The sequence below is a fragment of the Latilactobacillus curvatus JCM 1096 = DSM 20019 genome, assembly GCF_004101845.1.
Classification (GTDB): Bacteria; Bacillota; Bacilli; order Lactobacillales; family Lactobacillaceae; genus Latilactobacillus; species Latilactobacillus curvatus.
The window spans coordinates 304,637-327,311 of record NZ_CP026116.1 but is presented as its reverse complement, the minus strand read 5'-3'; the positions used below and the strand labels follow the sequence as shown (position 1 = coordinate 327,311).

The window sequence follows — 22,675 nt, the reverse complement described above, 5'->3', positions numbered from 1 at the left end:
TTAATTCGACTCCTTTGCACTGTACTCTGCGATTTGTTCTTTAATGTTTTGTGGTTGGTCTTCAAATGTAACATTCAAGAAATCTGTGACTTTTTGTTTTGGCGCAGCATCCGCTTCGTTGATGGCTGCTTTAATGTCTGTTTTAACTTGTTCGATCAATTGGTCTTCTTGATCTTGTGACCAAAGTCCCTTATCAGTTAAGAAACGACGCATTCTAACGAGTGGATCACGTTTCAACCAAATATCGTCTGTTTCTTTGGTCCGATAACGAGTCGGATCATCCCCTGATAATGTATGTGGTCCATAACGATAGGTTAATGTTTCAATTAAGACCGGTCCGTTGCCAGCAGTTGTAAATTCACGCGCTTCTTTCATCACTTCATAAACTGCTAGTGGATCCATCCCATCGACTTGAATGGCAGAAATCCCAGCTGCGACCCCTTTTTGAGCCAACGTTACAGCAGCTGTTTGTTTTTCACGTGGGACCGAAATCGCAAAGCCGTTATTTTGAACAACGAAAATGGCTGGTGCTTTAAAAGCACCCGCAAAGTTCAAGCCTTCATAGAAATCCCCCTGTGAAGTCCCACCGTCACCGGTATAAACGTAAACAGCATTTTCTGATTGGCGCTTCTTCATCCCAACCGCAACACCCATTGCTTGAATGTATTGCGCGCCGATAATGATTTGTGGTGGCATCGCCTTCAAAGATTCTGGATACTTGTTACCGTCAATATGGCCTCGTGACCATAGGAATGCTTGTGATAAAGGTAGCCCATGTTGCACTAATTGTGGCACATCCCGGTAACCAGGGAATAAAAAGTCGTCTTTAGTCATCGCAAAGTTACTTGCTAATTGGCTGGCTTCTTGCCCAGCAGTTGGTGCATAAAATCCTAACCGGCCTTGACGGTTCAAAGCAGTTGCTCGTTGATCAAGCACACGCGACCAAACCATTTGTTTCATCAGTTCAACCAATTGGTCATCACTGAGATCCGGCATCAATTCCGGATTAACAACCTGGCCAGTCTCATCTAAAATTTGAACGGTCTTAAAATCTTGGCTCTCATCGCTCAATAACTTCTCAAAATTAACTGCAGCTTTATTATTGACCATAGTATCCATATCTCCTCTTTAAAAAACTGTTTTAATGACTGCTTATATCTGTATTACTTAAGCATCTTTACAAGACTAATTTAGCATTTCACATCACTAAATGCAAGCGTTTTATAAGCTATATTAGTCAGTTTACGCTTTCATTAGTTTTTATTATATGTGAATCTAATCACTAGTTAGCTAGTTTTCACGTCTGTTCTATATCTGTTATAATTTAATTTCGTTTTCTGTTATATAATAGCAAATAATAGGCACAAAAAAAGAGTCCGCCGTAGCAGACTCATCGTTAAATTTAAGTTGGGGTAGTTCTATGCCAAGACCGGTTGGGGTATCTCAGCGTTGCCAGCATGCACTAAGAGCTCTTGAAACACTCTGACTACTGGTTTAATTTGTTGACTGACTTGCACGCACCGTTCACTTACCCGCAAATCATTTAAATCAATCGCAACCTTAATTTGACCAAGGTTGACTAACTTAATCATTGTTAGCAGGATTGCCCCGACAACCAACGTTGCCAAGCCCATGAAAGCGAATTGATTAACCATTAATACTGCACAAAACGAAACCAATGCAGCTACCGCCATCATAAAAGTGCTTCCCACTCTAACTTTAGGTGTTTGTGCTTTAGCACCAACCGTTGCATCTAGCACAACGCCGTGCACCATTTCAGTCACTGCTTCGCCCGCTTCAATAACGTTAACATCTTTGTTAACTGTTGCGATTGTAACGGGTGTCTTTTCGCTAGCAGCCAATACCAAAATATCACCGGGCACAATTTGATCTGCACCGATTAAGCGTAAAAAGCCATCACGCATAACGCTAACCCGTGCTTGTGAATTTTCTAATACTGTTTCTCTTTTAGCAGCTTCGACAGTTGTTAAGCCACTTGGCCGAGTTGCCAATAAACGCATTAACATCCCACTGCTTGTAATGCCAGTGATGTTAACGTCTTTTTTTAATTTCTTGTGCATCGCGTTCGACACTCCTTCCCTTTTGAGGAAGTCGTCGTAAACCGCTAGCCTAATGCTGGCAGTAAAATGACAGACCACCTCGAATGATCACCATCGCTACTACTTACAGGTCCTTCAGCTGTTTTCATCATTTTACTCACCAGACTTTCTCTACTTTAAATTTAGTCATACCGCTTTATCCGACAAAAAAAGACGCACAACAATTGAGCGTCATCCATTTATCATGGCGTTCCCAATCGTTCAGTTTTAGCACTATATGACGTAGAAACCATGTTCAGCTACGTTAGAAAAAGCCTTCATTGGCAGTTTCAGTTGACTCAATTGGCATCTCTCGATGTTTCTGAGTAGCAGCGTTTGTTCATATAGGAGCCTCACCTAACGGAAAAGCAATATATCTATACTCTTATACTACCCGTTTCACTTTAGCAGGTCAAGCAATTCATTCCGTTTTAACTTGAATTGTGCTAGAATAATGAATGACGAATTAATCGGAGGTCTTAACTGTGATATTAATGAAAGATATTATCCGCGAGGGTAACCCAACACTTAGAAAGATAGCTGAACCTGTTACTTTTCCGCTATCAGATGAAGATCGGCAACTTGCTGCTGACATGATGGCATTTTTAGAAAATAGCCAAGATCCTGAACTTGCTGAAAAGTACCACTTGCGCGCTGGCGTCGGTTTAGCTGCACCCCAAGTAGATGTTTCAAAACAAATGTCTGCTGTCTTGGTCCCTGGACCAGACGAACCCATCTTCAAAGATGTGATTATCAATCCTAAAATTATCAGCCACTCTGTTCAAAACGCAGCACTTGCTGAAGGTGAAGGTTGCTTATCAGTTGACCGCGAAGTGCCCGGCTTTGTGCCCCGCCCTGACCGTATTACACTACGTTACCAAGATTTAGATGGTGAAAGCCACAAGATTCGCTTAAAAAACTACCCAGCTATTGTGTGCCAACACGAAATCGATCATCTAAATGGCATCTTGTTCTTCGATCACATCAACAAACAAGACCCATTCGCAGCACCAGATGACATGATTATTATTGAATAGAAGTGCGATTGGTTGTGCTTAGCAACTGAGCATTAATACAGAATTGGCAGTTATCCCGAATTGTGGGATAACTGCCAATTTTAGATTAAACGGGAGTTGTTGCACCCAAGAGCACGTTAAAGAAGAAGAAGTGCTAATTCGAGTTGGTCAGGCTTTGAGGCTTAACGGTAAAGACTACTCAAGAAGCACATAAAAAAAAGCGTGATTGAAATCTTCTAATGAGATTTCAATCACGCTTTTTTTATGCTTCCGCCGCTTCAGGCGTATCGGCAAATTGACTGTTATATAAATTAGCGTACACACCACCGGCCGCTAATAGCGAATCGTGCGTCCCTTGTTCAACAATTTGACCATGGTCCATCACTAAAATCAAATCCGCGTCGCGAATCGTTGAGAGTCGATGGGCAATGACGAAACTCGTTCGCCCTTGCATGACTTTTTCCATGGCTTTTTGCAATAAACCTTCCAATCGGGTATCCACCGAACTAGTTGCTTCGTCCAAGATTAAAATCTTAGGATCCGCAATCACGGCTCGGGCAATCGTCAATAGTTGTTTTTGCCCAAGCGAAACGTTGCTTGCTTCTTCATCAATCGTCATTTGATAGCCGTTTGGCAGCGTATGGATAAAATGATCGACATTAGCGGTTTTAGCCGCATCAACGACTTCATACTCTGTCGCATCGAGTTTCCCGAAACGGATATTATCGGTGATTGAAGCATGATATAACCAAGCATCTTGAAGTACCATCCCAAATTGGGAACGGACTTGTTGCTTGCTTAATTGCTTCGTGTCAACCCCATCAATCCGAATCGTTCCAGATGTCACATCATAAAAACGCATCAACAGGTTAATCATCGTTGTCTTCCCAGCACCGGTTGGCCCGACAATCGCCACTTTATCACCTGGGTTAGCAGTAAAGCTCAAATGGCGAATCAATAGTTTGTCTGGGTTATAGCTGAAACTGACATCATCAAATTCAACTTTACCTTGAACGATTGCTGGCAACGATGCTGTTTCATTATCGGTTGCTTCAACTGGCTCATCTAAGATTTCAAATACACGACCAGTTGCAGCAGCAGCTGATTGAATCACACCAGACAACTGTGTAATCTGTGAGATTGGTTGGTTCACTTGCCAAATATATTGAATGAAGGCTTGTAAATTACCAACTGAAATCACACCGTGCAAGACATAATAACCACCTAACGTTGCCATCCCGGCATACGTCATGTTTGTCGTTAAACCAACTAACGGCATCATCAAGCCAGAAACAAAGGCTGCCTTAAAGCCATAGTCAGTTAACCGATCCGTAATTTCTGCAAAAGCAGCAATTGCGCGTTCTTCTTGTCCGTAAAGTTTCAAGACACTGAAGCCGCCATAATTTTCCTGTACAAAGCCGTTCATTTCGCCCAACGTGTCTTGTTGGCCTCTAAAGTACGGCTGCGATTTCTGAATGACCCGTCTTGAAATCAATAACGATGCTGGAATCATTATTAATGATAAGAGCGCCATCCAAATATTAATCGTAATCATCATGATCACGGCCGTGATGATCCCTAAGATCGATGTCACAACTTGAATTAAACTCTGTTGTAAAGCGTTCGTAATCGCGTCCACATCGTTGGTTACCCGTGACAAGATATTCCCTTGTTGTTGTGAATCAAAAAAACGAACGGGTAGCGCATTGATTTGCAAATCAATGTCGCGCCGTAAATCACGCATCGCCCGTTGAACAGCCCGCGTCATCCAAAACGAGCCTAAAAACATCGTCACTTGATATAGCAACGCAAAGCTCAAAATCATCGCAATCACCTTCGCGATATAACTAAAATTAATCGCAACGTGTTGTGCTAAACTCCGACTGATTTCAGTAATGGCTAGTCCCATGATCACTGGCCACAGTGCATTAGCGAGCACCGAAATAACAGTTGCGGTAATCGCAAGCCAAAATGTCACTTGATACGGCCCAATGTAGCGCATTAGCCGTTTAAGTTCTCTAATATTCTTCATTGAGTTCCTCCTGTGATAACTGTGATGCCGCAATCGCACGATAAATCTCGTTATCTTTTAATAAGTCGCGGTGAGTCCCAATACCAACCACTTGACCTTCGTTTAAGACGACAATCCGATCAGCATTCATGATAGTCCCAACTCGTTGTGCCACAATCAGCACTGTTGCCTCTTTGGTGATTGACTTCAATGCACCTCGTAACGCCGCATCCGTTTTATAATCCAATGCTGAAAAACTATCATCAAAGATATAAAGCGCGGGGCGGCGGACAATCGCTCTGGCAATCGCCAAACGTTGCTTTTGACCACCAGATAAATTGCTCCCACCTTCGGCTAAATAAGTTTGTAAGCCGTCTGGTTTTTCAGCGACAAAGGTATCTGATTGTGCAATTTTCAAAGCTGTCCATAATTCTTCATCAGTCGCATTCGGATTACCATAACGCAAGTTTTCCGCGATTGTTCCGGTAAATAACACCGCTTTTTGTGGAATAAAACCGATCTTTTGGCGCAACGCCTTAAGTTGATAGTCGCGCACATCATGACCGTCAAGCTTAATCGATCCACGTGTTACGTCAAAAAAGCGTGGAATCAATTGAATCAACGTTGACTTACCACTCCCGGTACTCCCAATAAAGGCAACCGTTTCACCCGGATGCGCTTGGAACGTGACATCCCGAACGACTGGACTTTCAGTCGGACCTGGATAAGCAAAGGAGACATTATCAAACACCAATTCACCTTGTGTGTCGGTTGTTGTTACCCCGTCTTCTTTTTCGGTAATATTAATTGGCGCATTCAGAATTTTTTCAATTCGTTCTGCTGAAACAGCGGCCCGTGGATACATCATGAAGACACTGGCAAATAACATAAATGAAAACAGTACGTGGAAAATATATTCAATAAACGCAATCAACGTCCCAACCGCTAAGTGACCACCATCAATCTGAACAGCCCCTTGCCAAATGATTAGAACGAATACGATATTAAAGATGAACGAAAAGCCCGGTTGTGCTAAAGCCACCAACGTAAACAGCCGGATAGAACTATGACTGTAGTCATCATTCACTTTTCTAAAGCGTAATTTCTGGAATTGTTCCCGCACAAAAGCACGGACAACACGAATCCCAGTCAAGTTCTCACGCAGATTCAGATTAATCGCATCCAGATTTTTTTGTTGTTCCGTCGACATCGGTTCAGAAACGCGACCAATCAAGACAACCCCCGTTAGCAGGATTGGAATTGCCGCAAATACAATCCATGAGAGCGATTGACTTGTCCGTACAATCATGAAAGCACTCGCGACGATCATCATCGGGGTCATAAACCCTGTCCGCAACACTTGGGTCATAAATTGCATCACCTGGAAAGCATCATTAGTGGTCCGAGTAATCAAAGAAGACACACCAAATTCGCCATACTCACTATGGGAAAACTGCATGGTTTGTTTAAAAATATCGTTACGAATGTCACGGACGATATTGGTGGTTAATTTGCTACCAGTATAAGCCAAGCCAATTAAGCCAATTAGTCCGATTAAACAGATTCCAACCATCAATAACCCAAATTGCCACACAGGACCAAAGGTATGTTGATTAATTCCTTTATCAATAATTTGTCCTAATAACGTTGGTAATCCCAATTCGATTAGAATAAATCCAAATACGCAAATAAAGTTCCAAAATAGTAATTTCTTATATCGGATCGTATAGCGCCACATTAATTTCATCGGTGCAAACTCCTTCTAGACTTCAAATTTAATCTTCTACCTGTGCCATATCTTTAACATACTCGATTGTTTCGCGATTGACAATAAAAGCAACGTCAAAATGCAATTGTTCTTCCAAAAACCACACATCAGTGACTAGCAAAGCCGGATAACGCGGACTGACGGAGGCAATCCGCCGTTCGTAAGCCACTTCATTGAGTTGTTCCTCAATTGCGGCTGCCACATCCTTTAGTGCAGACGATGTTTGTCGGATGGGCACTTGGTACTCGAAGACCATCACATTATTGCCCCAAATTTCAGTGGGCAGGTTCGAAACCAGTTTGGCTTGCGGTGCATAAAAATCCGGCTGACTCGCTTGCATTTTTTGATAAGCCACCGTTGCAATTTCATCCGCAATTTCTTGACTACTGTGTTGTAAAATCCGCGTCGCTCTTTGTCGGCGTAACCGTTTAATCAACCAGGTTAAAAAAAGCGCTAACGCGACAATGATAACGACTGACAACCAAATTAACATAACAATCCCCCACTTCTATTGCTCACTAATATGATAATTATAACCGAATCGAGGCAAACACGCTATTTAGAGCACGTCGCTCAATGTATACTTTACCGAAAAGATATGCTAAAATATTCTTAAATGTTGAGTAATCAACCCCTGGACGGTTAATCTTTCGTTTAAAACTATGATGAATAATAAAGGAGTTTTACAATTGATTTATAAAGTACTTTTCCAAGCAGACAAAACCCAAAGCCCTCTACGCGAGGCAACTAAATCGATCTATTTAGAAGCAGACAGTGCCGTTGAAGCACGCCAACTTGTTGAAGACAATACTCCCTACAATATTGAATTTGTACAAGAATTATCTGGTAAGCACCTTGCTTTTGAACAAGAATCAGAAGATTTTAAATTAACGGAGTTTTAATTAAATGAAACTCGATATTAAGAATAACGAAACCGCCGTTTTCGCCGTAGGGGGACTTGGTGAAATCGGTAAAAATATGTATGGTGTTCAATTCCAAGACGAAATTATTGTGATTGATGCCGGCATTAAATTCCCCGAAGATGAACTCTTAGGGATCGATTATGTTATTTCAGACTATCAATACCTTCAAAAGAACCAACAAAAGATCAAAGCCCTCGTCATTACCCATGGGCATGAAGATCACATTGGTGGTTTACCTTACTTCTTGCAACAAGTCCCTAATGTACCCGTCTACGCTGGTCCATTGGCACTTGCCTTGATTCGCGGTAAGTTAGAAGAACACGGCCTTTTGCGGTCAACAGAATTACACGAACTAAACGAAGATACCGTCCTTAAATTCCGCAAAACAAGTGTTGATTTCTTCCGGACTACCCATTCAATTCCTGATACTTTAGGGGTTGCGATTCATACACCTCAAGGGGTAATCGTTGAAACTGGGGATTTCAAGTTTGACTTGACCCCGGTTGGTAATCAACCTTCCCCTAATCTTCAAAAAATGGCACGTTTAGGTGAAGAAGGCGTTTTATGTTTAATGTCTGATAGTACCAATGCCGAAGTACCAAACTTTACAAAGTCAGAACGTTTCGTCGGCACTTCAATCCGCCATATTGTGGAACGCATTGAAGGTCGCATTATTTTCGCAACGTTTGCTTCTAATATTTCACGGGTCTCACAAGCCACTGATGCTGCGATTGCTAACGGTCGTAAAATTGCCGTCTTTGGTCGCAGTATGGAAGCAGCGGTTGTCAACGGTCGTGAACTCGGTTATTTAAATATTCCCGATGAAGCTTTAGTTGATGCCAATGAATTAAATTCGTTGCCCGCCGACAAAGTGATGATTCTATGTACAGGATCTCAAGGTGAACCAATGGCTGCTCTAAGCCGGATCGCCAATGGGACTCACCGTCAAATTTCAATTCAACCTGGCGACACCGTTGTTTTCTCAAGTAATCCAATTCCTGGGAATACAATGAGCGTTAACCACGTGATTAATAAGCTTTCAGAAGCTGGTGCTGAAGTTATTCACGGTAAAGTGAATAACATTCATACGTCAGGTCACGGTGGTCAAGAAGAACAAAAATTAATGCTCCGGTTAATCAAACCGAAGTACTTCATGCCTTGCCATGGTGAATACCGGATGCAAAAAATCCATACGGAACTCGCTCAACAATGTGGTGTGGAACCTGATAACTGCTTCATCCTTGAAAACGGTGACGTCTTAGCACTCACTTCTGACTCAGCACGGGTTGCTGGTCACTTTAGCGCCGAAGACGTTTACGTTGATGGCAACGGAATTGGCGATATTGGCAATGTCGTGCTCCGCGATCGTAAAATGCTCTCAGAAGAAGGTTTGGTTGTTGTTGTGGCAACTATCAATCTTGGTGAAAAGAACATTCTCGCTGGTCCAGATATCCTCTCCCGTGGTTTCGTCTACATGCGTGAATCAGGTGAATTGATTAGCGAAGCCCAACGCCGAGTTTTCCGAATGATCGTCAATACGTTTAACGCTAACGACAAGGTCACTGAAAACCAAGTCCGCGAAGCAATCATTGATGGCTTACAAGACTTCTTGTTTGAAAAAACAGAACGCCGCCCAATGATTTTACCAATGATCATTCAAAGTACAGAATAATAAGTTTTGCGCCAGGTCAATATATGACCTGGCGCTTTTTTTATTGTTTAATGCAAGTTTTTATTGTCAACATTTGGTAAAAACCGCTATAATATACAACAGATTACTTTTTCTGAAAGGCGGCTTGTTCATGCCCTCCAATCCCCATTTTTACATCATTTTAAACCAAGTTGCCGGTACCGGTCAGGCAGCGAGTATCTGGCCTAAAATTGAAACTCAATTAAAACAAAAACAAATTCACTATGACCTTCAACTCTCCCACTACGCAGGTCACACGACCCAATTGGCCTTCCAATTTGCAAAGTTTAAGTACACGGATCAAATTTTATTAATTATTGGTGGAGACGGCACGCTCAATCAAGCCATCAATGGTCTCCAGAATGCTCAGCGCGGCGATATTCCGATTGCTTACATTCCTTGTGGATCGGGTAATGACTTCGCCCGTGGTGTCGGGATTAGTCGTGATCCATTGACCGCACTCGAACAAATCTTGTCGGCCACAATGCCAACTGCCATCGATTTAGGTTATTATCATGACACAACGAAGAACGACCATGGCTACTTCGTTAACAATGTGGGGATTGGTTTTGATGCCAACGTGGTCAGCACCACCAATCATTCAAATCATAAACGACTTTTAAATCGATTGCACTTAGGCTCATTAGCTTACATCAGCTCATTGGTTAAAGTTTTTATGCACCAAGATGCGTTTGAAGTCACCGTCACGGCTGATCACCAAAATCATTATTTTAAACGTGGCTTTTTAGTGACCACCACTAACCATCCCTACTTTGGCGGAGGGGTCCCCATCATGCCTAGCGCAACGGTCGACAACCATCAACTTGATTTAATTGTGATTGAAAAATTGAATCCCTTTTTCTTTTGCTATCTTTTTGTGATGATGTTGTTTGGTCGGCACACACGCTATCAAGCGGTGCATCACTTTGAAGGAACCAACTTAGCGATTCAAACAAAAACATTAGAATTCGGGCAAATGGACGGTGAAGAACTTGGTAGCCGGACATTTGATATTCACTACAGTCTTAAAAGCCAGGCATTTTGGCTAAAGAAGCAAGCATAAATAAAAGGCGCTGCCTCCAAGTTGGGGGCAGCGCCTTTTAACGCGCTCTTCAAATCATGTTCCTGTGCCTAGCAACACAAGTCAACCGATTGCTTTCAGCAATCATTCGCATTGTTAGGCTAGTGCTCAAAAGTTGACCAAACTTGATTGCACTCATTTCTTTAGAAGTAATCCGAGAAGTATGGTTGGTCCATTGGAATAATATTCTCGAGATTTTTTAGTGCTTGTCGGTTGGCTTGGAGTCTTTCAATCTTTGCCAAGTATGATGGGCGTCGATAGCTCATCAGCATTGTTGTTAGTGTCTGGATGTCGCATTGAATTCGTTCACCGACTGGGCGACTTGTGACCTGCACTTTTCCTTGTTCATCCCAATAAACGCCAAACGTACCGTTATTCCATTCAGCTAATGGATCGGTCAATTCAATGTGGAATGCTTGCCCGTCCGTTTCAAACGGATAAGCCAACAAGAATTCACGCACATCAACAATCCGCGCCATAAAATATGGCTTAATCGTCTGGTCAATATCACCATCTTCTAATAAGAATGAAATCGGTTCATCCTGATATTGATTACCCTTGACATGTTCAATCATTGAATAATGCGCGCCAATGAAGTTCCACAGACCAATCCGGGCTTCTTGATTAAGATAAATCATTTCTTTAATATGGAAGACTTCGTTGGCAATCCAGTATAAAACATAGCCGGTGGGTTGTTCATTTTCATCATAATAAACACCAGCAATCCGTTCTTCTTCATTTTCCCAACGCCAATATTCATCCCAGTTCAGTTCGTTACGAATCATTGCACCGTGATTTTTTAGTGCAAACCGTTGATACGTTTTAATCACGTCTTCATCGTCAATATCAAGGCGTTCAACGTGCCCATTTACCGGCCGTTGCTTAGGTAATTGGCTATCACGAATATCATAAGTTAGGTGATCAGACATGATCTCCCACCCTTTCTTACGATAAAACGGAATGCTGTATGGATATAAATACGATATCCACTGCTTATTCTCACGCATCTTGTTCAAGCCGACTTTAACCAAGTCATGCATCAAACCATGACCGGCATATTCCGGGTAAGTCCCGACACCAGTCAAACCACCCATGTTAAATACCTGGCCATGAATGTTCACGCAGCAATGATAGATGGCTAATTGTGAAATCAGTTCGTCCCCATTAAACCATCCGATTACGTCAGATTTTTCTAATACGGGACGTTTGGCGCGTTCTAATTCGCCCTCTTCGTAGCCACTATCAGAAACTTCCTGATCGGTGACTTGAAAAACATACCGTAATAAGTCATTAAATTGTTCTAAATGTTCAATTGTCACGGGTCTAATCTCTAAATTAGATCGCTGGTCAACCATTGTTTCGCCTCATTTTTCGTTAGTTGTTTACCCTATTATACACTATTTTGATTTCGGCATAAAATCGTACGGTGTCACCCCGGTCATCCCAATCATTGGATCCACTTGCTGTTGCGTTAGAACAGTCGGTGTTAAGACATAACTGATTGGCGTTTCTTGTATTGCGTCGTCGTCTTCTGGCACTAAGTTCAGTTGTTCATCAACAGCCGTTTCTGGCGCACTTGGTGGTGCCGGCTGGTCAACAATTGTTTTGGCTTCTGCCTGCCCCACACTGGCCGTCTTAATGGCGGTGCTGAGTTGTTCACCGTTAAAGACACTTTGAATCCGTTCTTTTAACGTCGTTTGCCGATTGGCCGAAAGTTCCTGAGCTGCTTTTTGGAAAGCACTCGGTTCACCAATCAGAATCAACAATGATTTAGCCCGCGTGACTGCTGTGTACAGTAAGTTTCGCTTGAGCATTCGTTGGTATTGATTGACCAATGGTAGAATCACCATTTCAAATTCAGAACCTTGCGCCTTATGAATCGACGTACAGTAAGCCAATGTAATCTTGTGCCACTCACTCCGCTTATAGGTCACTTCTGCACTATCAAAAGCAATGGTGATCTCGTCAACCTTGTCCGCACTCTTTTTAGCATAGGTAATCCCCGTAATCTGCCCGATTTCACCATTAAACACATTTTGTTCCGGACTATTGACCAGATGGAGTACTTTATCGCCAATGCGGTAGTGAACGTTACCAATGCTAACTTGTTTTTTGCGGTCATCTAGCTTTGGATTCATGATATTTTGAATCATCGGGTTTAACTGATCAATTCCGGCTGCTCCTTTGTACATCGGCGCTAGCACTTGAATGTCCTTAGTTTCAAAACCACGCGCTTTGGCCTTAGTAACGACTTGTTCAATCACCGATTCAATTTGATACGGATTACATTGAATGAAACTGCGGTCTTTTTGCGGCTTCAACAAATCCGCTGGCAGTTGGCCTTGATTAATTTCATGCGCCAACGGAATAATCGTTGACTGGTCATCTTGCCGATAAATACGTTGTAATTCAACCGCTGGAATAACCTTACTCTGCAATAAATCAAAGAAAACTTGCCCTGCCCCGACGGATGGTAATTGATCCTTATCCCCAACCAATACAACCTGCATATGACTGGGCACCGCCCGTAGTAATGAGCGAAACAAGTAAGTATCGACCATCGACATTTCATCAATAATCAATAGGCCGCCTTCCAATTCTTTGTTACCGGAAACATCTGGATTATTTTCGCGGCCAGTGATTCCGAGTAAGCGATGAATTGTACTAGCAGGCAAACCCGTTGTTTCACTCATTCGTTTTGCGGCCCGACCTGTTGGAGCGGCCAATAAAATCGGAAACGGCGTGTCTTTGTACTCATTAATATCTAATGACAGCCCGTTTAATTCAGCGTATAATGTCACGATTCCGTTAATAATCGTCGTTTTCCCAGTACCAGGTCCTCCGGTTAATAAGAACGCCCGGTGAGTCATCGCAAGCTTAATCGCCTCTTGTTGTACGTCATCGTATGTCATCTTAAACCGTTTTTCGAGGTGGCGAATTTCTTGATCTAGATCATGTTTAGGATAGCTAAGTTGATCGCGTTCATTTTCAATTCGCATTAAATGGTTCGCAATTTGCCACTCCGCATTAAATAACCCATTCGGATAAATCCGATTCTCATCACCAACGACTTTCCCATCATGTGCAAGTGCCATCAGTTGTTCAGCCACCAAGTTCGGATCAATAGCAACATTGCGTGCTTTTTCCATCAACTCAATACTAGCTGCCAATAACGGCTGGGCCTGGGTATAGGTATCCCCAGCTTGATTGGTCAACTCATTTAACGCTTGCATTAAAGCCCCTTGCACCCGCACGGCTGAATCAGCGGCAAACCCGAGGGTCTCCGCTAAATTATCTGCACGTTTAAAGCCAATCCCAGCAATGTCAGCCACGAGTTGGTACGGATTTTCTTGGATAATCTTCAGCGTATCTTCATGGTAGGTCTGATAGATGTTATAGGCCATCGAGCTCCCGAAACCATAGTTGTTTAAGCCAATAATAATCTGTTCCATCCCATTATTAATCGTCAGCGTTTCAACGAGTTGTGCTTGTTTCTTCGCATTTAGCCCCAATGGTTCTAACGCCGTCGGATCCTCTAATATTTTATCAATCGCGTCAATTCCAAGAGTATCCACGATTTTTTCGGCCGTTTTCTGCCCAATGCCTGTGAATTTTTCGCCAGACAAATAAGCGACTAAGCCGGCCTTAGTCGTTGGTTGATCCACTTGGTAATTATCGGCTTGAAACTGTTTGCCATATTTAGGATGAGTGACCACTTTGCCATAGAAGGTATATCGTTCATCTTCTTTAATGTCGCCAAAACTCCCGGTCACCACAATTTCTGTTTCGTGCCAGTCAATTGTCTTATGTGCTACTTTAACGAGTAGAATTTTAAAAAAATTATCCGGACTCTCATAGAAAATACTCTGGACGGTTCCGGTGACTGTTGGTTTGGTTTCGTCTGTCTTTGTTATATCCACAATCGCCATCCCTTATTCTTTTTGCTTTTTAGCCTGCATGAAACCTTCAATATCAATTAACTGTTGTTTGTTCTTTTTAAAATAATCCGGTGCATAGTGCTTGGCTTGTTCGAAATAAGGCTCACTATCAGCGCCTAAGACCAGTTGCGTCAAGCCATACTTAAATAATACTTCACCATTTTGAGGTGCAATGGTCAATGCCTTTTTAAGGTAGGTCTGTGCTTGATCAAAATCACCCAAGCTCGTTAAAATATCGCCCACTAAAAGATTGGCGTCTAGTTGGTCTGGTTCTTGCTCTTGAACGGTCAACGCAAACGCCAATGCCCGTGGATTCTGTTCGAGTTGATGATATGTCTGCGCAAGCATATACTGCGCATCTGTTGATTGTGAGTCTTGCACCAACTGCATGAACAATGGTACCGCTTGTTGATAAGCTTCCGCTTGATAATAGAGTGTTCCTAATGCGTAAGTCAGTGCAGCTTCATTAGGAAATTGCGTCAACGCTTTTTGCAAAAGTGCTTCAGCTTGTTCAAAATCTTTAAGCGTCGTTAAAAATGTCGCAAGGGTAACGTAAGCTTCAATGTCTTCTGAGTGATCTTGTAAATATTGTACGAGATCTTTAACAGCGGCTTCGTGGTCGCCAGCGGCCCATTTTGCTAGAATTGCTTGCACGTGATCATCTCCTATATCGTATCTGTTGCGGATAATTGCTTGCTGAGGAAGTGTGTATCATTCCACTTAATTAGTTTGAAAGATGCTCCTTGATCGTCAGTTGTCATCGTGGTCACAGATGAATTTGTCACACCGCCGTCTTTGCGGACCTGAGCCAATGGTGTCTTGAGTAAGGACTGCATCATCGCCACCATCGCTGCCCCATGGCTGACAATAATAATATGATCAGTCGGTTTAGCAGCCTTCACAATCGCGTCAATTGCTTGCGTTGTCCGTTCAATCACTTGTTCAAAGGTTTCCCCTTTAATTTCAGTTGGATCATACTCCGCTGGTGCTTCACGAAAGGCCTTCACGATTGTCGGATATTGTTTTTCGACTTCCGTAAAGCGCATCCCTTCCATTAGACCGAGATTAAATTCGTGGAGTGCATCAACAACCGTAATCGGAAAATCCTGCCCTAAGTCTCGTTTTAGCGCCGCAGACGTTACCTGTGTGCGTTTTAACGGACTCGTATATAAATGATCAAAATGAATGGGCTTTAAAAATGTGGCTAATTCTTCAATTTCAACGTAACTACTGTCTAATAATGGTGAATCACCACGTGCACCTTGATAGCGGCCTTCCAAATTCCATTCAGTCTTACCGTGGCGGATAAAATATAAGGTTGTCATGCGTTCTCTCCTTAAAATAACTTACTTTTCATTATGAAAGAGTTACGCCCTAAATTCAAGTCAATCGACTAATAAAGCAAGCATTTTTCCTGTAAAACGCCATCAAAAAAACCGCTAGGATAAAAATACTTTTTATCCTAGCGGTTTCATCTATTAGTTGCTCTAAACGTGTTTCAGTAGGCATATTTCTGCGGTTAACCCTATTTGCCAAATCCAGTTAATCCTCAAAATATGAACGCTTACTTACACACTCTTTTATTTACTTTCTGCGACAGCTTGCATTGCAATTGCGTTGACGTAGTTGACTGGTTGATCGTAGTTTGGTTGGAAGAACATGTCAACCATTGCTAATTGATCAATCGTCATCTTCGTTTGAATGGCCATTGAAATGACGTTCGCTGCTTGAGCAATATCATACATACTTGTGAATGAACCACCCAATACTTGACGCGTCTTAGGATCCCACATTAAGTTCATCAAAACCGGTGTCGTTGATGGCATGAAATCAGGGCGGTAATCTTGTTCTAACGTTGTTGTAGCGACTTCAATCCCACGCACTTTCGCGCCTTCAACTGTTAGGCCACTCCCTGAATAGGTGCGACCAAATAATTCAACGGCAGAAGTTGCTTGCGTGCCCATGTACTTTTCAGTTGGTGTTTCGATGTTGCGGCCGATTAAAAGGCCTTGGCGAACAGCGTTGGTTGCCAATGGAATGTAATCTGCTTTTTGTGTTGGATTGTAATGAACAGCTGCTGAATCGCCGGCTGCATAAACATCCTTAACAGACGTTTGCATGTATTCATCCGTCAAAATCGCACCGTTACCTAACATATCAACTTGCCCTTTGAAAAGGCCAGTATTTGGGCGGAAGCCAACACATAAAATTGCAATGTCGGCTGTGTATTCGTTCTTATCAGTTTTAACAGTGACTTGATCCGTCCCTGAGAAACTGACCACTTTTTCGCTAAGCGCGAGGGTTACACCGTGGTCACGGTAATCTTGTTCCACGATTTCTGAGATATTAGGATCGAAATTCTTGCCGAGTGCGTGTGGTAATGCATCGATTAATGTCACTTGCTTATCAGTTGTTGCATAGGCTTCTGCCAATTCGGCACCGATGTAACCTGAACCAATCACGATAACACTCTTCACATCTGGGGCGCTCTTCTTCAATTCATTGGCATGCGCCCAGTTTTTGCAGAGCTTAACGTTCGGATTGTCAATGCCTTCAATTGGTGGAATCACAGGTGATGAGCCTGTTGTGACGATGATTTTATCAAATTTTTCGGTTGTTTCTTCTTCCGTTACTAGGTTCTTAACGCGTAATATTTTTTGATCTAAGTCAGCTTCTAAAACAGTGTGTTGCATCTTCATGTGAGCGCCCGCTTGCGCTAACATTTCTGGATTTGAATAGAACATTTTCTGAGGATCGGCTACATGGCCGCCCACCCAAAGGGCAATCCCGCATGATAAGAATGATAAATTATCGTGTGTTTCATAAACCGTTACATCCCAATCAGGATGTTCTGCCAATGTTGCTTGTGTTGCAAATGTCCCTGCGTGTGTACAACCAATAACTGCTACTTTCATCATGTTACCTCCTAGAAATATCCAAAAAACGACGGTTAATCGTTGAGAATTTGTGAAATATTACTCAAATAGAACGTAACTATATTGTACGCCACTTAGTTTCGAAAAGTCAATTGCCTCCAGCTATTAAATTAATTTCACAATCTAAAACGAATAACCACTTATGTTTTAAACGTTATATTGTGATTTTATTCTAAAAAAGGTCGTTGACCACTTATTGAACAAACCCACAAAAAAAGTGCTGATAAATATAAATTCATCAGCACTTTTAACGATTAAATTAGATATATTGTAATACTTTCATGTCAGCATCATCGTTCGCAGCCTTATAAGCCACGTCAATCGTGCCGCCACCTAAACATTCTGCGCCGTCATAAAAGACAACCGCTTGACCAGGAGTAATCGCACGCACTGGATCATCAAAGACAACCGTTGCAGTTGTGTCAGATGTCATGTGGACGGTTACGCCGACGTCTTGTTGACGGTAACGGAACTTAGCCGTCACGTGGAAATCTGTCCCATGATCAACTGGTGTGATCCAAGAAATATTACTTGCATCTAATTGATCAGCATAGAGTAATTCATTATGGTAGCCTTGACCAACATATAAAATGTTTTTGTCTAAATCTTTACCAACAACGAACCATGGATCATTGGATTCGCCACCGCCACCGATTCCAAGACCGGAGCGTTGACCAATCGTGTAGTACATTAGACCGTCATGGGTGCCTTTTTCAAGACCGTCGACCGTCATCATCTTACCGGGTTGTGCTGGTAAGTATTCGCCTAAGAATTGCTTGAAGTTCCGTTCACCGATGAAACAAATCCCGGTTGAGTCCTTCTTCTTAGCAGTTGCTAAGCCAGCCTCTTCAGCTAACCGACGCACTTCTGCTTTTTGCATGTGACCGATTGGGAACATTGATTTTTGTAATTGATCTTGAGAAAGAGCGCTCAAGAAATAAGTTTGATCTTTATTGCTATCACCGCCACGCAACATGTGCGCGATGCCGTTATCATCGCGTTCAATCTGAGCATAGTGGCCCATTGCGATGAAGTCAGCGTCTAATTCCATTGCGTAATCTAAGAAAGCCTTGAATTTCACTTCTTTGTTACACATGACGTCTGGATTAGGCGTTCTGCCGTGTTTGTATTCGTCTAAGAAATATTCGAACACGCGGTCCCAATATTCTTTTTCGAAGTTGACGGAATAATAAGGAATGCCAATTTTAGAAGCAACCTTGGCAACATCCTCATAATCTTCCGTTGCGGTACAGACACCATTTTCATCTGTATCGTCCCAATTTTTCATGAAAACACCAATCACATCGTATCCTTGTTGCTTTAACAACAATGCTGTGACAGATGAATCCACCCCGCCGCTCATACCAACGACGACTCGTGTATTACTGTGGTCAACCACAATATCACCATCATTTCAAATAGATTCTAGTTTTCTACGATTTGAAGGTCGTGAATTCCAGTACTTAACATTATAGCAATCTTGGTTAATATTTCAAACTAAAACACTCACTTTTCATAAGTTAAACGTAAAAAAAGCAGTTTACCTATCAAACTCCTGGTAAACCGCTCTTAAAACGTTATTTAGCCTTCTTTAATTAACACTTCATGTGCCACTAAGTTAGCAATAATAAAATTAAATTGTTCGACGTTTTCAGCATTCTTTTCACTCTTGAAAATATCGACTGGATGTAAGCCATCTGGAGAGGTGACAGACATCTTCAACGTCTGTAACTCTTTACCAATTGTCATCTTCAACTTAATCGCACTGTTAAATGGTGAATTAGGATCTAATGGCCGTTCCATCTGGAAGTTACCATTGTTTGTGGGCACAAAGCCAACATCTCTTAATGTGTATTTTTTAACGGCGGGATTGAGTCGATATTGCACCGTACTCCCCAAAACCGTTGCTGTTGTTTTTAATAAAGCCATCTGCCTAACCTCCATACACTGAATAAGTCTATTTTAGCACAAGCACGTAAACGCTGCCTACCCCTTAGCGGCTTGCTTTGCTAAATTGCGTTTCACAATCTTCGTGAGCGCTTCGGCAAAAGCAGCGACGTCTTCGCTCGATGTTTCGTGACCAAAACTAATCCGGATGCTTTCGGCAACGCGCGGGCTATCCTCACCATACATCGCGATCAACACGTGTGAGGGTTCCAAATCGCCAGCAGTACATGCCGAACCACCTGAAATTGCAAAGCCTGCTAAATCAAGATTCATCTGCAAGACATAGGTTGAAACACCTTTAATCCAGAGGTTCACAACATGCCCGACTTGATCAGCTCCTTCTGCGTTCAGCGCAAAATCAATGTCGTTGGCTTTTAAATCAGCTAGTAATTGCTGTTTGAATCCAGCATACCGTGCTTGTAGGTCTGCTTTAACCGCTGGGGTCAATAATTCAACTGCTTTCGCAAAACCAGCTACAGCGGGCACATTTTCAGTCCCTGCGCGGCGCTTCTTTTCTTGTTCGCCACCTAGGACAAATGATGGTAAATGAATCGCGTCGTTGACATAGAGGAAGCCGATTTGCTTAGGTCCATTGATCTTGTGGGCTGAAACTGCCAGTAAATCGATATTGTCAGCTTGCACATCGATATCTAATAGGCCATACGTTTGCGTAGCATCTGTGTGGAACCAGGCGTTTGAGTCGCGGACAAGTTCACCAATTTCGTGAATTGGCATATGACTGCCGACTTCGTTATTGCCCATCATAATCGATACTAGAATCGTTTCGGGCGTTAAAGCCGCCTTCAAATCTGCGAGATCAATCACCCCTTGTTCGTTGACGGGTAAGTAAATCACATCAAACCCTTGCGTTTCTAAATAGGCCATCGGTTTTAAAACGGAATGATGTTCAATTGCCGTTGTAATAATCCGCTTGCCTTCTTTAGCACGCAGTTTGGCTGTCTGAAGGATTGCCGTGTTATTACTTTCGGTTGCCCCACTCGTTAAGATAAGCTCGTTATCTTTCGCATGAATGCTCTGTGCCAAAGTATGGCGGCTGGTATCCAACACCGTGTGGGCTTGGCGCCCAAAATAATGGGTGCTCGATGCATTCCCGAAATCGGCCTGCATCTGTTCGGTCATCGTCGCAATGACCTCTGGGGCCATGGGTGTCGTTGCCGCGTTATCTAAATAAATATGTTTCACAATTTTTCGCCTCATTTTAAAAAGTATCTATAATAGTTTAACATAGTTCGCTTTTAAAGCACGGATAAACACTTTTCGCTACCAAAAAAGGCTGGGACAAAGATACCTTGTCCCAGCCTTTAAAACACTTAATCTCAGATTAAGCAGTCATTAAAGCTGCTTTTTGATCTGCTGTTAATGATTCATTCATCCGGCCACTCTTGAAACCAGCTAAATCAACCGTTACAAATTCAAAACCAGCTTGTTGTAATGCTTGGTTGATTTGTTCGCTGTGGGTTAAGAAGTCAGCAATTTGTGCTTCTGGGACTTCAACCCGGGCGATTGATTCGTGGTAACGAACACGAACCGTTGCAAAACCTAAATCACGCAAGAATTTTTCAGATTGCATCACTTGAGCAATTTTGGCTTCAGTTAAGGCTGTGTTATATGGAAAGCGTGAAGAAACTGAACAGCTCGCTACTTTATTCCAGTTATTTAAGTTTAATGCCTTTGCTAATTGACGGACATCAATCTTATAAAAACCAGCTGTTTGAAGGACACTTTCTGCGCCAGCTTCGTCACGGGCCCGTAAACCTGGACGGAAGTCGCTGTTATCATCCATGATCATCCCATCTAAAACGTGGTCAAAGCCTTTTTCAGCAGCAATTTGGTTCAATTGTGTATAGAACATCTTCTTGCTGTAATACCATGTTTCTGGTGTGTTGTTGGCAATGTGTTCGTCAGATAAGTAGTTCAATGTTGTTGTTTCGACATTCGCGCCCATATCATGTGCCAAGTCGATGGCTTTGTTAAATTCTTCGTCTGTGAATAATTCTGAGTTAGCAACGACTGCTAAGACGTTTTCTTTGCCGAGTGTTTCTAAAGCCATTTTTAAAACTAATGTGCTATCAATCCCACCAGAAAAGGCAACAATCACTTTTTCCATTTGTTGTAAACTGACAGTTAACATTGCTTTTTTTTCAGATAATGTATTCATTGTTAAAGACTTCTTTCTATATCATTAGATTAATTGTTTTAAAGCTGTTAATTCATTTTGAATCCGATCGGCATACACCAAATCGTTGTTATCTAAACTCTTGACGATCATCAAGTTTAAATGCGCGGCACTATCAACAAAGTTTTTGAAAGTTGATTGACTAGCGGTTTGTTGCGCGTCATCAAGGCTACCATAAAGTTGTTCTGCTGTTAAAAGCGCTTGTTGCGCTTCAATTAAACTGGTTGAGATTGTCCCCGGTTGTGAGGCATGAGCAGCGACTTCGAATAAGTCGACCATCATGTTTTGCGTTTGTTTAATTTGTTCACGCATGGTTGATTCCTCCGATTAAATTAGATGCCAAAGAAACTCCGCATAAAGAGTGCGGCACATAGACCACCAACAAATGGTGCAATTCCGGGCACGATAATCCCGTATTGCCAATCTGAGTTGGCTTTATTTTTAATTGGTAAAAGCGCGTGAGCAATTCTAGGACCCATATCACGCGCAAGGTTCATTGCGAATCCGGTAGGACCGCCCATCCCCATCCCAATTGCCCAAACAAGTAACCCAACTGCGATTGGTGCAATCCCAGGTGTCTTGATTTGTGTAATGGCGATAATTGATGAAATGAAAACAAATGTTGCGAAAAATTCAACGAAGAAGTTCCGTGGTAAATTCCGGATACCAGGTGCTGTTGAGAAGATGTTACGAACCGCAACAGGATCGACATTGCCTTCTGATGCTTTAAATTCATCAGCGTACATGATATAGACGATAACTGCACCGACAACCCCGCCCAAGACTTCAGCAACTGAGTAAGGGATAAACATTGCCCATGAAACGTTGCCTAAGATACATTGTGCTAACACCATGGCTGGGTTAATTGAAACATCTCCGAAGATGAATAATGAAACTGTAATCCCAAACCCCCATGTTGTAATGGCAAATAAATGACCTGAGCCACGATACTTTGAACCTTTGAGGACTTCATCACTGTGAACCCCAACCCCGAAAATGATCATGAGCGCTGTGCCCATGAATTCTGCTAATAACTGATGAATCATGAATAAATTCCTCCAAATAATAA

At 42.4% G+C, this 22,675-nt stretch carries 20 protein-coding genes and 1 riboswitch; of the genes, 4 read left to right on the top strand and 16 right to left on the bottom strand.

All coding sequences use genetic code 11. The features are described from left to right. Both pdhA and LCU_RS01790 read right to left on the bottom strand, forming a co-directional pair. Positions 1–1,110: a pyruvate dehydrogenase (acetyl-transferring) E1 component subunit alpha gene (gene pdhA, locus LCU_RS01795; protein ID WP_056966025.1), complete on the bottom strand. Its 1,110-nt coding sequence runs from the start codon at positions 1,108–1,110 to the stop codon at positions 1–3. Positions 1,111–1,418: 308 nt separating this feature from the next. Next, positions 1,419–2,081 carry a hypothetical protein gene (locus tag LCU_RS01790; RefSeq protein ID WP_056966027.1) on the bottom strand — a complete coding sequence of 221 codons (663 nt, stop codon included), beginning with the start codon at positions 2,079–2,081 and terminating at the stop codon, positions 1,419–1,421. Positions 2,082–2,305: 224 nt separating this feature from the next. Further along, positions 2,306–2,471, bottom strand: a riboswitch (M-box (ykoK) riboswitch). A gap of 113 nt (positions 2,472–2,584) precedes the next feature. On the opposite strand from LCU_RS01790, the gene def reads away from it, so the two are divergent. Then, the gene (def, locus tag LCU_RS01785; RefSeq protein ID WP_004270742.1) at positions 2,585–3,136 is read left to right on the top strand and encodes a peptide deformylase; all 552 of its coding nucleotides are present in this window, start codon (positions 2,585–2,587) and stop codon (positions 3,134–3,136) included. A gap of 241 nt (positions 3,137–3,377) precedes the next feature. On the opposite strand, the gene LCU_RS01780 is transcribed toward def, so the two are convergent. From LCU_RS01780 to LCU_RS01770, 3 genes are read right to left on the bottom strand one after another with little or no spacing between them, the layout of a single operon-like run. Continuing rightward, positions 3,378–5,147, bottom strand: a complete 1,770-nt coding sequence (locus LCU_RS01780; protein ID WP_056966086.1) for an ABC transporter ATP-binding protein — start codon at positions 5,145–5,147, stop codon at positions 3,378–3,380. Next, positions 5,134–6,873 carry an ABC transporter ATP-binding protein gene (locus LCU_RS01775; protein WP_056966088.1) on the bottom strand — a complete coding sequence of 580 codons (1,740 nt, stop codon included), beginning with the start codon at positions 6,871–6,873 and terminating at the stop codon, positions 5,134–5,136. The genes LCU_RS01780 and LCU_RS01775 overlap by 14 nt, the downstream gene beginning before the upstream one ends. 28 nt (positions 6,874–6,901) lie before the next feature. Beyond that, on the bottom strand, positions 6,902–7,387 hold the full coding sequence (locus tag LCU_RS01770; RefSeq protein ID WP_039098717.1) for a hypothetical protein: 486 nt from the start codon (positions 7,385–7,387) through the stop codon (positions 6,902–6,904). A 196-nt stretch (positions 7,388–7,583) separates the two neighbouring features. On the opposite strand from LCU_RS01770, the gene LCU_RS01765 reads away from it, so the two are divergent. The 3 genes from LCU_RS01765 to LCU_RS01755 all read left to right on the top strand — a co-directional run bounded on the left by LCU_RS01765 (position 7,584) and on the right by LCU_RS01755 (position 10,570). Continuing rightward, entirely contained in the window at positions 7,584–7,796 is a 213-nt protein-coding gene (locus LCU_RS01765) for a DNA-directed RNA polymerase subunit epsilon (RefSeq protein WP_004270493.1), read from the top strand. Positions 7,797–7,800: 4 nt separating this feature from the next. Then, entirely contained in the window at positions 7,801–9,489 is a 1,689-nt protein-coding gene (rnjA, locus tag LCU_RS01760) for a ribonuclease J1 (RefSeq protein WP_004270489.1), read from the top strand. A 130-nt stretch (positions 9,490–9,619) separates the two neighbouring features. Further along, positions 9,620–10,570, top strand: a complete 951-nt coding sequence (locus LCU_RS01755; RefSeq protein ID WP_054644295.1) for a diacylglycerol/lipid kinase family protein — start codon at positions 9,620–9,622, stop codon at positions 10,568–10,570. A 161-nt stretch (positions 10,571–10,731) separates the two neighbouring features. Here LCU_RS01755 and LCU_RS01750 read toward each other — a convergent pair whose 3' ends face one another. The 11 genes from LCU_RS01750 to larD form a co-directional block, all read right to left on the bottom strand. After that, complete coding sequence (locus LCU_RS01750) at positions 10,732–11,943, bottom strand: GNAT family N-acetyltransferase (RefSeq protein ID WP_056966091.1); 1,212 nt, start codon at positions 11,941–11,943, stop codon at positions 10,732–10,734. 42 nt (positions 11,944–11,985) lie between these two features. Continuing rightward, a complete protein-coding gene (gene recD2, locus LCU_RS01745) occupies positions 11,986–14,517 on the bottom strand; it encodes an SF1B family DNA helicase RecD2 (RefSeq protein ID WP_056966093.1) in 2,532 nt (843 codons plus the stop codon). A gap of 3 nt (positions 14,518–14,520) precedes the next feature. Continuing rightward, positions 14,521–15,180, bottom strand: coding sequence for a tetratricopeptide repeat protein (locus tag LCU_RS01740; protein ID WP_004270488.1), 660 nt, complete (start codon positions 15,178–15,180; stop codon positions 14,521–14,523). An 11-nt stretch (positions 15,181–15,191) separates the two neighbouring features. After that, positions 15,192–15,851: a histidine phosphatase family protein gene (locus LCU_RS01735; protein WP_004270482.1), complete on the bottom strand. Its 660-nt coding sequence runs from the start codon at positions 15,849–15,851 to the stop codon at positions 15,192–15,194. Between the two features lie 255 nt (positions 15,852–16,106). Further along, on the bottom strand, positions 16,107–17,441 hold the full coding sequence (locus LCU_RS01730) for an FAD-dependent oxidoreductase (protein WP_004270480.1): 1,335 nt from the start codon (positions 17,439–17,441) through the stop codon (positions 16,107–16,109). A 280-nt stretch (positions 17,442–17,721) separates the two neighbouring features. After that, positions 17,722–18,861 carry a tRNA 2-thiouridine(34) synthase MnmA gene (mnmA, locus tag LCU_RS01725; RefSeq protein ID WP_107504406.1) on the bottom strand — a complete coding sequence of 380 codons (1,140 nt, stop codon included), beginning with the start codon at positions 18,859–18,861 and terminating at the stop codon, positions 17,722–17,724. A gap of 182 nt (positions 18,862–19,043) precedes the next feature. Continuing rightward, positions 19,044–19,391 carry a DUF1831 domain-containing protein gene (locus LCU_RS01720; protein ID WP_056966094.1) on the bottom strand — a complete coding sequence of 116 codons (348 nt, stop codon included), beginning with the start codon at positions 19,389–19,391 and terminating at the stop codon, positions 19,044–19,046. A 57-nt stretch (positions 19,392–19,448) separates the two neighbouring features. After that, on the bottom strand, positions 19,449–20,612 hold the full coding sequence (locus LCU_RS01715; RefSeq protein ID WP_039098712.1) for a cysteine desulfurase family protein: 1,164 nt from the start codon (positions 20,610–20,612) through the stop codon (positions 19,449–19,451). A gap of 139 nt (positions 20,613–20,751) precedes the next feature. Beyond that, positions 20,752–21,588 (bottom strand): ATP-dependent sacrificial sulfur transferase LarE, encoded by an 837-nt coding sequence (gene larE, locus LCU_RS01710; RefSeq protein ID WP_056966096.1) that lies wholly within the window; start codon positions 21,586–21,588, stop codon positions 20,752–20,754. Positions 21,589–21,612: 24 nt separating this feature from the next. Next, positions 21,613–21,918 (bottom strand): hypothetical protein, encoded by a 306-nt coding sequence (locus LCU_RS01705; protein WP_004270481.1) that lies wholly within the window; start codon positions 21,916–21,918, stop codon positions 21,613–21,615. A gap of 20 nt (positions 21,919–21,938) precedes the next feature. Next, positions 21,939–22,652 (bottom strand): D/L-lactic acid transporter LarD, encoded by a 714-nt coding sequence (larD, locus tag LCU_RS01700; RefSeq protein WP_004270477.1) that lies wholly within the window; start codon positions 22,650–22,652, stop codon positions 21,939–21,941. Positions 22,653–22,675 lie beyond the last annotated feature (23 nt).

What these genes read in the sequence shown, in the direction of transcription:
- pdhA (WP_056966025.1), bottom strand. Translation starts at nt 1,110, where the DNA reads ATGGTCAATAATAAAGCTGCAGTTAATTTTGAGAAGTTATTGAGCGAT.
- larE (WP_056966096.1), bottom strand. Translation starts at nt 21,588, where the DNA reads ATGAATACATTATCTGAAAAAAAAGCAATGTTAACTGTCAGTTTACAA.
- LCU_RS01780 (WP_056966086.1), bottom strand. Translation starts at nt 5,147, where the DNA reads ATGAAGAATATTAGAGAACTTAAACGGCTAATGCGCTACATTGGGCCG.
- LCU_RS01705 (WP_004270481.1), bottom strand. Translation starts at nt 21,918, where the DNA reads ATGCGTGAACAAATTAAACAAACGCAAAACATGATGGTCGACTTATTC.
- LCU_RS01775 (WP_056966088.1), bottom strand. Translation starts at nt 6,873, where the DNA reads ATGAAATTAATGTGGCGCTATACGATCCGATATAAGAAATTACTATTT.
- LCU_RS01720 (WP_056966094.1), bottom strand. Translation starts at nt 19,391, where the DNA reads ATGGCTTTATTAAAAACAACAGCAACGGTTTTGGGGAGTACGGTGCAA.
- LCU_RS01755 (WP_054644295.1), top strand. Translation starts at nt 9,620, where the DNA reads ATGCCCTCCAATCCCCATTTTTACATCATTTTAAACCAAGTTGCCGGT.
- larD (WP_004270477.1), bottom strand. Translation starts at nt 22,652, where the DNA reads ATGATTCATCAGTTATTAGCAGAATTCATGGGCACAGCGCTCATGATC.
- LCU_RS01735 (WP_004270482.1), bottom strand. Translation starts at nt 15,851, where the DNA reads ATGACAACCTTATATTTTATCCGCCACGGTAAGACTGAATGGAATTTG.
- recD2 (WP_056966093.1), bottom strand. Translation starts at nt 14,517, where the DNA reads ATGGCGATTGTGGATATAACAAAGACAGACGAAACCAAACCAACAGTC.
- rnjA (WP_004270489.1), top strand. Translation starts at nt 7,801, where the DNA reads ATGAAACTCGATATTAAGAATAACGAAACCGCCGTTTTCGCCGTAGGG.
- LCU_RS01730 (WP_004270480.1), bottom strand. Translation starts at nt 17,441, where the DNA reads ATGAAAGTAGCAGTTATTGGTTGTACACACGCAGGGACATTTGCAACA.
- LCU_RS01750 (WP_056966091.1), bottom strand. Translation starts at nt 11,943, where the DNA reads ATGGTTGACCAGCGATCTAATTTAGAGATTAGACCCGTGACAATTGAA.
- LCU_RS01790 (WP_056966027.1), bottom strand. Translation starts at nt 2,081, where the DNA reads ATGCACAAGAAATTAAAAAAAGACGTTAACATCACTGGCATTACAAGC.
- LCU_RS01770 (WP_039098717.1), bottom strand. Translation starts at nt 7,387, where the DNA reads ATGTTAATTTGGTTGTCAGTCGTTATCATTGTCGCGTTAGCGCTTTTT.